This is a genomic window from Streptomyces sp. NPDC003697, assembly GCF_053587115.1.
This window is the reverse complement of record NZ_JBSFNN010000001.1, coordinates 168,572-179,706: the sequence shown is the minus strand read 5'-3', so window position 1 is coordinate 179,706 and position 11,135 is coordinate 168,572. Positions and strand designations below refer to the sequence as shown.

Annotated in this window: 8 protein-coding genes; 5 read left to right on the top strand and 3 right to left on the bottom strand. The window is 75.7% G+C overall.

Going from position 1 to position 11,135, the window contains the following annotated elements; genetic code table 11:
* Window positions 1-117: 117 nt before the first annotated feature.
* On the top strand, window positions 118-1,053 hold the full coding sequence (locus tag ACWDNY_RS00765) for an MEDS domain-containing protein (protein ID WP_451643507.1): 936 nt from the start codon (window positions 118-120) through the stop codon (window positions 1,051-1,053).
* Complete coding sequence (locus ACWDNY_RS00760; RefSeq protein ID WP_451643506.1) at window positions 1,050-2,006, top strand: anti-sigma factor RsbA family regulatory protein; 957 nt, start codon at window positions 1,050-1,052, stop codon at window positions 2,004-2,006. Before ACWDNY_RS00765 ends, ACWDNY_RS00760 begins: the two co-directional genes overlap by 4 nt.
* Window positions 2,007-2,247: 241 nt before the next feature.
* On the opposite strand, the gene ACWDNY_RS00755 is transcribed toward ACWDNY_RS00760, so the two are convergent.
* The 3 genes from ACWDNY_RS00755 to ACWDNY_RS00745 all read right to left on the bottom strand — a co-directional run bounded on the left by ACWDNY_RS00755 (window position 2,248) and on the right by ACWDNY_RS00745 (window position 8,366).
* Window positions 2,248-4,314 (bottom strand): SpoIIE family protein phosphatase, encoded by a 2,067-nt coding sequence (locus tag ACWDNY_RS00755; RefSeq protein ID WP_451643505.1) that lies wholly within the window; start codon window positions 4,312-4,314, stop codon window positions 2,248-2,250.
* A gap of 3 nt (window positions 4,315-4,317) precedes the next feature.
* Window positions 4,318-5,478 carry an acyl-CoA dehydrogenase family protein gene (locus tag ACWDNY_RS00750; RefSeq protein ID WP_451643504.1) on the bottom strand — a complete coding sequence of 387 codons (1,161 nt, stop codon included), beginning with the start codon at window positions 5,476-5,478 and terminating at the stop codon, window positions 4,318-4,320.
* A 284-nt stretch (window positions 5,479-5,762) separates the two neighbouring features.
* Window positions 5,763-8,366, bottom strand: a complete 2,604-nt coding sequence (locus tag ACWDNY_RS00745; RefSeq protein WP_451643503.1) for a CHAT domain-containing protein — start codon at window positions 8,364-8,366, stop codon at window positions 5,763-5,765.
* A gap of 120 nt (window positions 8,367-8,486) precedes the next feature.
* On the opposite strand from ACWDNY_RS00745, the gene ACWDNY_RS00740 reads away from it, so the two are divergent.
* Genes ACWDNY_RS00740 through ACWDNY_RS00730 form a run of 3 tightly spaced genes read left to right on the top strand, consistent with a single transcriptional unit; the run spans window position 8,487 to window position 11,058 of the window.
* Window positions 8,487-9,923 carry a S8/S53 family peptidase gene (locus ACWDNY_RS00740; protein ID WP_451643502.1) on the top strand — a complete coding sequence of 479 codons (1,437 nt, stop codon included), beginning with the start codon at window positions 8,487-8,489 and terminating at the stop codon, window positions 9,921-9,923.
* A complete protein-coding gene (locus ACWDNY_RS00735; RefSeq protein ID WP_451643501.1) occupies window positions 9,920-10,558 on the top strand; it encodes an RNA polymerase sigma factor in 639 nt (212 codons plus the stop codon). The genes ACWDNY_RS00740 and ACWDNY_RS00735 overlap by 4 nt, the downstream gene beginning before the upstream one ends.
* Window positions 10,555-11,058 carry a hypothetical protein gene (locus ACWDNY_RS00730; RefSeq protein ID WP_451643500.1) on the top strand — a complete coding sequence of 168 codons (504 nt, stop codon included), beginning with the start codon at window positions 10,555-10,557 and terminating at the stop codon, window positions 11,056-11,058. The genes ACWDNY_RS00735 and ACWDNY_RS00730 overlap by 4 nt, the downstream gene beginning before the upstream one ends.
* The last annotated feature ends 77 nt before the right edge of the window (window positions 11,059-11,135 follow it).

Below are 11,135 nucleotides of genomic sequence, written 5' to 3'. Positions count from 1 at the left end.
CGGCCACCGGGGGAGCGGCCGGAGGAGCGGGGGGCGGGTGGCCCACCCCGGCCATGCCCCTTCGCCCCGTCCGCCGCCGTGCGGCCCGCAGCCGGCCGGGCGGTAGCCTGGGGGGTGATGGCCGGGCAGGAGCGCGGCCGCCATCAACGGGACGGCCGGATCGGACGGGCGGCGAGCAGCGTGGCGATGACACAGGGGGCGGTCGCGCCCCCTGTACGGGAAACGGCGGGACGCCATGCCGGCGCCGTCTTCTCCGACGACCGGACGTGGGCCCAACACCTGTGCGCCTTCGTCCGCGGCGGCCTGGAGCGGGACGAACGGGTCATGTACTTCGCCGACACCACCGACCCCGGGCGGGTGCTGCGCACGCTCACCGACGCGGGGATCGACACGGCGGCCGCGGTGACGCGCGGGCAGCTGTCCGTGCAGACGGCCGCGCAGACGTATCTCGCGGGTGCCGCCTTCGACCCCGACGCGATGATCGGGCTGTGGCACGACGCCGTGGAGGCCGCGTCCGCCCGGGGACACCGGGGGCTCAGGGCGATCGGCGAGTTGTCCTGGGGCGCGCGGGACGTCGCCGGCGCCGACCGCCTGCTGGAGTACGAGTTGCGCATCCACCACGAGGTCTTCGCACGGCTGCCCCTGACGGCATGGTGCTTCTACGACCGCCGCCTGCTGCCCGACGCGTTCGTGGACGTCATGGCGGGCGCCCACCTGACCCATCGCGGAGATCCTGTCGGCGCGTCGGCGCTGCGGGTGGTGCCGCTGGCCGACCGTCCCGGCCTGCGCATGTCCGGTTCGGCGGGCTACGACACGCGGCACGTCGTCCGCGCCGCGGCCGCCGCCGTCAGAAACACGCCGGTACCGCGGGTGGACCTCGACCTGTCGGCCCTGCGTCACCTGGACGCCGCTTCCCTGGCCGCCCTGGCCGACGCGGCAGCGGGACGGCCCGACGGCACCCCGCTGCGGGTCCGCCGGGCGCCCCCGTCCCTGCGGCGGCTGCTGGAGCTGTTCCCCGAGCTGGGCTCCTCCGTGGAGGTCGAGGAGCGATGACAAAGAACACCGGAGCGCCCGGGACCGGCCGGCCGGACTCCTTCTTCCACCCGGCACTGTTCTACCGCACCGACGACGAGTACCTGGCCGGCGTGGGGACGTTCGTCCGGGAGGCGGTGGACGACGCGCACCCCGTGCTGGTGGCCGTGCCCGGCCCGCGCCTGGCGCTGCTGCGGGACGTCCTCGGTGACAGCGGCAGGCACGTCACGTGGGTGGACATGACCCAGGCGGGACGCAACCCGGGGCGCATCCTGTCGATGCTGCAGGACTTCGCCGACCGCCACGAGCAGGCCCCCGCGCCGGTGTCGATCGTGGGGGAGCCGATCTGGGTCGGTCGCACAGCCGCCGAGGCGTGGGAGGCGACCCGCCACGAGGCGCTGATCAACCTCGCCTTCGCGCGGCGCCGGGGCAGCATCCTGTGCCCCTACGACACCGCCCTGCCCGGGGAGATGCTGGCGCAGGCCCACCGCACCCACCCGGTCGTCGGCGCCCCGGGGGCCTACCGTCCCAGCTCCGGCTACACCGATCCGCACGAGGTCTCCCGCGACTGCGACACCCCGCTGCCCGAACCGGCGGACGCGGTCGTCGTCCCGTTCGGCGAGCAAGACCTCCCGCACACGCGCGACGAGGCCGACCGCTGGGCAGCGGCCGCCGGCCTCCCGCCGGTCCGCCGCACGGACTGGCTCCTCGCGGTGAGCGAGGCGACCAGCAACTCCGTGCGGCACGGCGGAGGCCGCGGAACCCTGCGCATGTGGCGCGCCGGCGACGCCTTCGTCGCGGAGATCAGTGACCGGGGCCGGCTGGCCGACCCCCTCACGGGCCGCCGCCGGCCCGACCCGCACGCGCCGACCGGCGGCCGGGGCGTCTGGATCATGCACCAGCTGTGCGATCTGGTCGAGATCCGGGCGGCGACGCGGGGACTCGTCCTGCGGCTGCACATAGGACTGCTGTAGCAGTCCGCCCGGGGCCCGAAAGCCCGAAGCACCGGGGCCCGGGGCCCGATGCCCGGGCCCGGAGCCGGTGGTCGGGCAGCCTGGGCTCGAGGCTCGAGGCTCGAGGCTCGAGGCCCGGGGCCCGGGAGTCCGTGGCCGGGGGCCTGGGGCTGCATCCCGGAGCCGGGGGCCGCAGCCGGGAGCCGGGGGCTGGAGCCGAGAGCCGCGGTTCGGCCCGGTGGGCTCCGGTGCGCCGCCTCCCTCAGGCCGGCCTGGTGCCGGGGGACGCGGGCGAGGCGGCCAGGGCGAGGACGGCGAGGTCGTCACGCAGCCGTTCACCCCACCAGCGGTGCGCGTCGTCCAGCAGGGCGGCGACGAGGCCTTCGGCGGAGGTGCCGGCTCCGGCCCGGGTGAGCGAGGTGACGAGGTCGGCCAGGTCCTCCGGGGTCCGCTGGTCCTGGGCGCCGGCTCCCTCGGTGAATCCGTCGGTGTAGAGCAGCACGGTGTCGCCGGGCAGCAGTTCCAGCTCAGTCACCGGATGGTGCGGTTCCGGCAGCACGCCCAGCAGGGGGCCGCGGATGTCCATGGGCGCGGTGCGGCCGTCCGCGCGGCGCAACAGGGGCGCGGGGTGGCCGGCGCAGGTGATCTGCAGGCGGGCGGGAGTGCGGGAGGAGTCGAGGACGGCGTACACGAGGGTGCAGAAGGGGGTGTTCTGGCGGCGCAGGGCGCTGTTGACGAGGTTCAGGACATGACCGGGGTGGCTGGTGTGCTGGGCGGCCGCCCACAGGGTGTGACGGACCAGGCCGGTGATGGCGGCGGCGTGCGGACCCTTGCCGCACACGTCGCCCAGGACCAGGATGTGCCGGCCGTCGGGGGCGGTGAAGGCGTCGTAGAAGTCGCCGCCGATGTGCAGGCCTTCGCTGTAGGGGGCGTAGCGTGCGGCGAGGTCGAAGCCGGGCAGGGCGGGCAGGTGCGGGGGCAGCAGGGGGCGCTCCAGGGCCCGGGTGGTCTGGCGCAGGCGGCCCAGGAGGCGGTCCTGCTGTGTGCCGACGGCTATCTGGTCGGCGACGTTCGCCAGGGTGACCAGGGTGGAGGCGGGCAGGGCGAGGCGGGTGGTGAGCGACAGGACGCCGAGCAGTTCCTCCCCGGAGATCAGGGGATAGCCGGCGAACGAGCCCTCGCCGCGTTCCTGGCCGGTGTGCGGGCCCGGGGAGGCGGCGGTGTTCCAGTAGGGACGGCCGGTGGCGACGACCCCTTCGACCAGCGGGCGCTCGTTCTGGGGGCACGCGGAGACGGCGCCCGGCACGGGGTCGGCGACGGAGCAGGTGGTGTGCGCCAGTTCGCCCTGGTCGCTCAGCGTCCAGATGCAGGCGCGATCGGCGCCCAGGCGGTCGGTCAGGGCCCGCACGCACCGGCGCAGACGTTCGGGCAGCTGCCCCGGCGCCGTCATCGCGGCGGCCACCTCCGCGGTGAGCAGGGCGTGGCTGGTGCGCTCGGCGAGTTTGCGCTGCGCGTGCAGACGGTCGGTGACGTCCTCGGTCAGGACGAGGGTGCGGCCCCGTCCTTCGAGGTCCAGCACCTGCTGGGCGGCGACGCGCACGGCCTGGGCGGTGCCGTCGGCCCGGGTGCGCTCGAAGACCGCGTCGGGTTCGACGGCCCGCCCCTGCTCGGAGGCGGAAAGAAGGTGACCGGCGAGCGCGACGCGCTCCTCGGCGGGGAACAGATCCGTCATCGGGCGGCGCAGCGAGTCCGCTTCCGTCAGCTCCAGGACGTCGGCGGCCCGGCGGTTCCAGGCGATCACCGCGTCACCGTCCAGCATGAGCGCGCCGATCGGGGCCTGGTTCAGGAACTGCCCCAGCAGACGCTCCCCCAGCTGCCGGTGGATCGACAAGCCCGAGGAGAGCTGCTGCTGGGCCGCCGCCCGCGCCGCGGCGTACGCGCGACGACGGGTCAGCGCCTCCAGCAGTTCGCGAACGGTGTCGGCCAGCGGCTGTGCCCCGTCGGGGTGGACACGACGGACGAGGTCGTCGGAGAACAGCAGTGGGAGCACGGTGAGCTCGTCCTGGGTGGCGGGGGTGGCCGGCACGGCGACCACCAGGTCCGCGGCATGGGGACGCAACGCGTGGATCACGCCCACCGGCACGGACACCGCCTCCCCCAGCACCACCACCGTGGGCCGGCGCTGACCGGGCGTTCCGCCCGCGTACGCCAGGACGTCGTCGGCCGTGCTCTCGACGATCTCCGCCGTGGCTCCCAGGTCGCGGGCGACGGCGGCGGCGGTCCGGTGGGGGACGTCCACCAGCAGCAGCAGGGGCTGGGCGTGCTCCACCTGTCAGCCCTCCAGCAGCGGTTCGTCCAGCAGCGCCCTGCCGGTCCACACCCGCAGCACGTCCGTGACGGGGGACATCACGTGCGCGGCGCGGGCGTCCCGGAGCATGCGGTGCAGCGGCGACTGGTCGGCGTATCCGACCCCGCCGACCAGGGTCAGGGCGTCGTTGACGGTGGCCTCGGCCGCATCGGCGACCTCCGCCTTGGCCGAGGCCAGACCCGGCAGGGCCTGGGGTCCGCCGGCCTCCGCCTCGGCGGCGGCGTGGTAGATCAGCCGCCTGGTTCGCTCCACCCGGGCCCACATCGTGCCCAGCCGGTGCTGGACGACCGGCTGGCCGGCGGCGGGCCGCCCCCCGCGCGCACTCCTGCGCCGCAGCAGATGGGCGCGGGTCTCCTCCAGCGCCGCCGCGGCGACCCCGAGGTAGGTGCCGGCCATGGCCATCAGGAAGTAGGGGGCGACGACGTTGAAGACGTACCAGATCTCGTCGCCCTCCTCACCGAGCAGGCACCGGGCGGGGATCTCCACCCCGGGCAGCTCCAGACGGCGCGAGGAGTTGCCGCGCATGCCGAACCCCTGCCAGGAGTCCCCCCAGACGAGCCCGGGGGTGCCGGCGTCGACCACCGTGCAGGAGAACTGGCCGGGCGGAGTGCCCGGTCCGGCCGCGACCGTCGACACCACGTAGGAGTCCGCGTGCCCGGCGTTGGTGACGAAGCTCTTCGCACCGGTCAGCAGCAGCCGGTCGGAGCCGCTGCGCTCCATGCGGGTCTGGGGCAGCCAGAACTCGGCCCCCGTCATCGGCTCGGACAGCGCCAGGGTCGTCAGGTGCTCGCCGGCGCCGATCGGCTCCAGATAGCGTTCCTGGTGCAGGGGGCCCGCCTTGGCCGCGATCACCGCCGACGCCACCAGATGCATCCCGAAGCAGATGGACGTCGACGCGCAGGCCCGCCCGGTCGTCTCACCGACCTGTGCGACCGCCAGCAGCCCGTGCCCGAGGCCGCCGGAGTCCGCGGGAACGACGAGCCCGCCCAGAGCGGTCCGCAACGCCGCCATGCCGTGCGCCGGCCAGCGCTGCTCCGCGTCCACCGCGGCGGCCTCCGGCGCCAGGACCTGCTCGGCGATCTCCCGCGCCAACGAGACCGCGGCCCCCAGCTCCAACCGCGCCACCGCTCTACCCGCTCCCTCGTACCCAACCGGCCGGGCGCCTCGTCGGATGCCACCACACCGGCACCGTGTCCGGACGACCATCATCCTCAGCCTAGCGGCCGGCCACCTCGTCCCCGGCATGCGCGGCCCCGCCGGGCGGCCCTGGCCGGGTGCCGTTCACCACAGCCTCCCGCCCGCTCGCCGTCCGGCAGCAGGCTTCAGCCCCGCGGCGGACACGGCGCCGGGTGAGGGAGACCGTCCCGGTCCGGCGGGGGCCCGCCCCGGACCCGCCCCAACCGGTCCCTCTAGGCCGCCCCGAACGCCGAGAAGGCCCACCCCGTGGCCAGGTGCACCGCGTCGTCCGGGAGGGCGCTCCGGGCGTCCCGCAGGGCCTCGGCCAGGGACAGGCCGGCGCCCAGGCCCTTGTGCAGGGCGAGCATGAGCGGCACCACCGCCGCGTCGTTGACGGGCGCGCTGCACGCCACCACGCCGGCGGTGCCCAGCGGCAGCAACGCCGTGACCAGGCCGAGCAGTTCGTCGGCGCCCACCGACGCGAACCGCGCGGTGTCGCAGCAGGACAGGATGATCCGGTACGGACTGCGGGCGAGCCGTTCGAAGTCGTGCACGATGAGTGGGCCGTCGGCCATCGTCAGCGACGAGAACAGGGGGCTGTCCGCGCGGAAGGCGCCGTGCGCGGCGATGTGCGCGAGCGCGGCCCCGTCCAGTTCGCGCAGCACTCGCGCCGCGTGCGCGTCGCCGTCCTCGAGGACGACCGGCGAACCGTACCGGGCCGCCAGTTCCGGCACCTCCGCGCCGCGCGTCGCCAGTCCCGGCCCGCGCACCAGCACCTGCCGCCCGCCCGGCGGCGGTTCCGTCCCGAGGGCCCGCAGCCAGCTGCCCGCCGACGGCGACACGCTGACCACCCGCTCCCGCAGCGACGGCAGCAGCGCCCACGGCACCCGGTGCAGCGAGCCCGGCGGCACGATCACGAGGGGACCCGAGCCCAGATGACGCGCGGCCGGGCCCAGCAGCAGCTCCTCCAGCCGGCGGCCCGCCGCCTCCACCACCGGCAGCCGCGCGTCGGCGCCCGGGTGGGCCAGGCGCCGCAGGCCGGCCTGCACGTACTCGGCCTCGCTCACCGCATCCGCCAGCCGCCCGGCCTCGAACCGCCGCACCCGTCCCCCGCCGCACAGCAGCACATGCACCCGCCCGTCGAGGACCGCGAGTTCGACCAGCCGCCCCTCGCCGAGCCGCTCCAGCAGCCGCGCCGGGTCGAAGCGGTCGCCGCCACCGGGCGCCTCTCCGCGCAGGTGCAGCGTCCGGGACCGGATCTCCCGCTCCAGGCGCCGCTGCTCCCGCTCCAGCGCCGGGACCGGATGCCCCTCCTGCCGGGCGGCCTCCGCGCGGGCCGCGATCTCCCGGAACGCGGTCAGGCCGCTGAGCAGCGCCGGGTCGGCGGGCGGCCGGGTGGGCGGGGCGGACAGCACCGTCGCCCGCCAGCGCTCGCTCCACACCAGCAGCCGTCGCGGCTCACCCGAGGCGAGACTGGCCTGCTGGGCCAGCGCCGCCAGCTCCGCGCCCCGCGCGGTGGCCCGCGCCCGCAGCTCCGAGGCCCCGAGCGTCATGCGGTGCTCGTCGAGGACGTCCAGCCCGCGCCGGCACGCCTCCAGCACGCCCCGGCGCGAGCCGGCCGCCCGCGCCCGCAGCGCCTGCGCGACCCAGCCCGTCACCCGGGCCGGCGGCGGCCCGCTGTGACGGCTGCGCGCGGCGTCGGCCAGGTGCCGTTCCGCGTCCGCCGTCCAGCCGAGGGACAGCGCGATCCGGCCCGCGAGCAGCGACGCCTCCGGCGCGGCCGGCGAGCCCGCGGCGGCCAGCCGCTCGGCCACCCTCGCCGCGTCCGCGACCAGCCGTCCCGAACGGCGTCCGGTCGCCACCCGCGCCTCGATCAGCACCAGCCGGGCGTGCGTCTCCCACCAGGCCCGCCGCTGCCCGGCGAACAGCCGTACGGCCGCCGCGGCGCGGGCGATCGCCGTGTGCGGGTCGTCCGCGAGCCGGGCGGCGCGTGCGGCGGCGAGCAGCAGTTCCGCCTTGCGCGTGGACTGGCCGCCGATGCCGTCCAGGGCCGCGATCGCCGCGTCCGCCTCGGCCAGCGCCTCCGGGGCGAGCCCGGCGGCCATCAGCACCTCGCAGCGCCGGATGTTCAGCATGAACGTCGGCGTGCCCAGCTCGGCGTACCGCTCCCCGGCCTCGTCGAGCAGGCGCAGCGCCGCCGGGATGTCACCGGAGCGGAAGGCGGCCAGGCCCCGGCTCTCCACGGCGTCGGCCTTGTCGTGCTCCTGGCCGGTGGTGTCCCACAGCGCCTGGGCGGCGGTGAAGTCGGCGTCGGCCCGCTCCACCGCGCCCAGCGCCAGGTGCACGGTGGCGCGCAGCGTGAGCGCCCGCGCCGTCCAGATCACGTCGCCGGCCTGCCGCAGCACCGGGATCGCCCGGCGCACGTCGTCCAGGGCCTCACGGTGCCGGCCCAGCACCCACCACACGTACGCCCGCCGGTACAGCACCCGCGCCCGGGTGTGGCCGCTCCCGCGCGCCACACCGCGGTCGAACGCCTCCAGACCCCGGCGCGTGCTTCCCGCGTGCACCAGCGCGACCCCGAGCGTGGCCAGCACGTCGGCCTCGCGCTCGGCGGACTCCGCACGCGCCGCCAGGTCCCGCGCCCGCCGCAGATGCCGCAGCGCCAGCCGCATGTCGCCGAAGTCCCGCTGCCAGATGCCGATCACCTGGTGGGCCACGGAGGCGTGCGACGGCGCCGGGGCGGCGGCCAGCAGCCCCCTTGCCCGCACGAGGGCCTCACCCGGGTCGGCGAAGACCATCGGCAGCAGTTCGAGAACCGACTCGCCTCCCGCTGTCACCCCACGGATGGTAGTGGTCACCGCGCCGTGTCCGGAACCGTGTCACCCGGTTTGACGATGTATCAAGTGACGATCCGGCGGCTCTGCATGACGACCGCCGTCACCAGGGGGAGGACACGCATGGCACCACAGCGGTTCCACGAGCAGTTCCAGCAGATCCAGCGCTCCATGCCCGACGTGCCTCTGGCGATGGGCCCGGACGACTCGGGGGAGTTCCTCTACGAGAGGGGCGTCGTGCTGGCCCGGGACGGCGAGGAGGCGCACCTCGTCGAGGACACCGTGCGCACCCACTTCGCCGAGGCGCCCGGTCTGGTCGCGGACCACGTGCGCCGGGCGGGGCCCCAGGCCAACCGCACGGGCGTCACCCGCATCCAGGTCGGCGACCCGGGCGAGGGCGACCACGGCGGCGACCGGACCGTCGCGCACGCCCTGCGTGCCCTGCGCGAGCACGAGGGGCGCGCCGGACGGCGGCTGGTCAGCCGCAACCACGTGGTGTCGATCGCGGTCAACGCCTGCCCCGGCGACGAGCCGGTGCCCGCCCCCCGCGCCGAGGGCGTCAACCCGGCGCCCGCCGCCGCCCACGACCCCGCCGGCACCCCCGTGGACGTGCTCGTCATCGACACCGGCCTCATGCACGACTACCGGTCCTTCCCGCTGCTCGCGCACGTCGAGGGCGACGGCCAGGTCAGGGAGACCGACGACAACGGCGTCCTGCAGCAGTACGTCGGTCACGGCACCTTCATCGCCGGGCTCCTCGCGGCCGTCGCCCCAGACACGCGCATCACGGTCCGCGGCACCCTCAACGACGCCGGCGCCGTCCTCGAGTCGGACTTCGGGCACAAGCTCTTCGAGGCCGTGGACCAGCAGGGGTGGCCCGACATCATCAGCCTCTCCGCCGGCACCTCCAACGGCCGCACCGACGGGCTGCTCGGCGTCGACGCCTTCATGCGCGAACTGCGCGACCGGGGCACCCTGCTGGTCGCGGCGGCCGGCAACAACGCCAGCGCCACGCCGTTCTGGCCCGCCGCCTACGCCGACCTGCCCGGCTTCGCCGAATCCGTGCTCTCGGTCGGCGCGCTGCGCGGCGACGGCGAGTACGGCGCCTGCTTCACCAACCACGGCGCCTGGGTGAAGGCCTACGCCCCCGGCGAGCGGCTCACCAGCGCCCTCACCGGCTTCGACACGCCCGTGCCGTACGTCTACCAGCACTCCACCTACGACGCCTGCCGCTACGGGTTCACCTACGCCTGCACCTGCCGCTACCCGCGGCACACCGGCGCGCTGAGCGAGGAGCAGGGCAGCGCCCCCGGCAAGCCGGACCAGGTGATGTTCGAAGGGTTCGCACAGTGGAGCGGCACCTCCTTCGCCGCCCCCGTGGCTGCCGGGATGGTCGCCGCGCACATGACCGCCCACAAGGAGAGCGACGCGCGCGCGGCCCGGAGCCGGCTGCTCGCGGCCACCACCGAGTACGCGGAAGTGCGCGGGGCGCACGTGCCGGCGCTGCGCCCGCCCACCTGGCGCCCGGTCCCCGCCCCGCGGACGGCTCCGCCGGTATGACGGCCGGAGCCGTCCCCGCCACGGCGTACGATGTCAGGTCGTACACGAGGGGTGGGACCGTGGACCGTACAGATGTCGGCGCGCTCGTCCGGGCCGCCGTCGACGGCGACGCGGCGGCCTGGAAGGCACTGGTGGAAGGGCTGAGCCCGCTGGTGTGGTCGGTGGTGCGCGGCCACCGGCTCTCCGACGCCGACGGGCACGAGGTCTACCAGACCGTCTGGTTCCGCTTCGCCCAGCACCTCGGCCGGATCCGGGAGCCGCACAAGGCGGGCGCCTGGCTCGCGAGCACCGCGCGGCACGAGTGCCTGCGCACGCTCAGAAGCCTCAACCGGCTGACGGTGACGGACGATCCGCGCCTGCTCGACCGGGTCAGCGACGAGCGCACGCCGGAACAGGCGGTGCTCGACTCCGAGGAGGCCGCCGCGCAGAGCGAGCGGATCCGGCGGCTGTGGCAGGAGTTCGAGAAACTCGGCGACCGCTGCCGTCAGCTGCTGCGTGTGCTCATGGCCTCGCCGCCGCCCAGCTACCAGGAGGTGTCCGCCGCACTCGGCATCGCGGTGGGCAGCATCGGACCCCTGCGCCAGCGCTGCCTGCGGCGCCTGCGCGCACGACTCGACGCCCGGGGGGCGAAGTGAGCGACGGTCACGAGGACGACGACCTCCTCGGCCGGCACGACGTCCATGACGACGGGTCCGGCGGGGACTGGGGCGCGCACCTGCTGGAGGAGGAGCTGCGGCAGGCCGCCGCCATTCTCGACCCGGTGCCGGACGCCCTGTGCCAGCTCGCCGTCGAGGCGTTCGTGCTGCACGACCTCGACGCCCGCGTCGCCGAGCTGACCTTCGACTCCCTGGCCGACGCCCTCCCCGTCAGGGGGGCCGCGGACGTGCCACGGATGCTGACCTTCAGCGCGGGCGACCTGACCGTCGACGTGGAGGTCGGCGAGGACGGGCTGATGGGTCAGGTGCTGCCGCCCCAGCCCGCTCGCGTCGAGGTGCTCAGCGGCCCCCGGCCCGGCGCGCCCCTCACCGCCGATGCCATGGGCCGCTTCACTGCCACCGCTCCGCCCGGCGGCCCGTTCGCCCTGCGGTTGCACGCGGGCGGGCAGGTGGTGGTCACGGAGTGGCTGCGGGCCTAGTAGTGCTTCGTCACGTTGGGTGATCACTGCTGGTGGTGGGCGTCCTCCTCGGCATGCGGTTGGGGGAGGTGGAACGG

What these genes read in the sequence shown, in the direction of transcription:
- ACWDNY_RS00765 (WP_451643507.1), top strand. Translation starts at nt 118, where the DNA reads ATGGCCGGGCAGGAGCGCGGCCGCCATCAACGGGACGGCCGGATCGGA.
- ACWDNY_RS00760 (WP_451643506.1), top strand. Translation starts at nt 1,050, where the DNA reads ATGACAAAGAACACCGGAGCGCCCGGGACCGGCCGGCCGGACTCCTTC.
- ACWDNY_RS00735 (WP_451643501.1), top strand. Translation starts at nt 9,920, where the DNA reads ATGACGGCCGGAGCCGTCCCCGCCACGGCGTACGATGTCAGGTCGTAC.
- ACWDNY_RS00740 (WP_451643502.1), top strand. Translation starts at nt 8,487, where the DNA reads ATGGCACCACAGCGGTTCCACGAGCAGTTCCAGCAGATCCAGCGCTCC.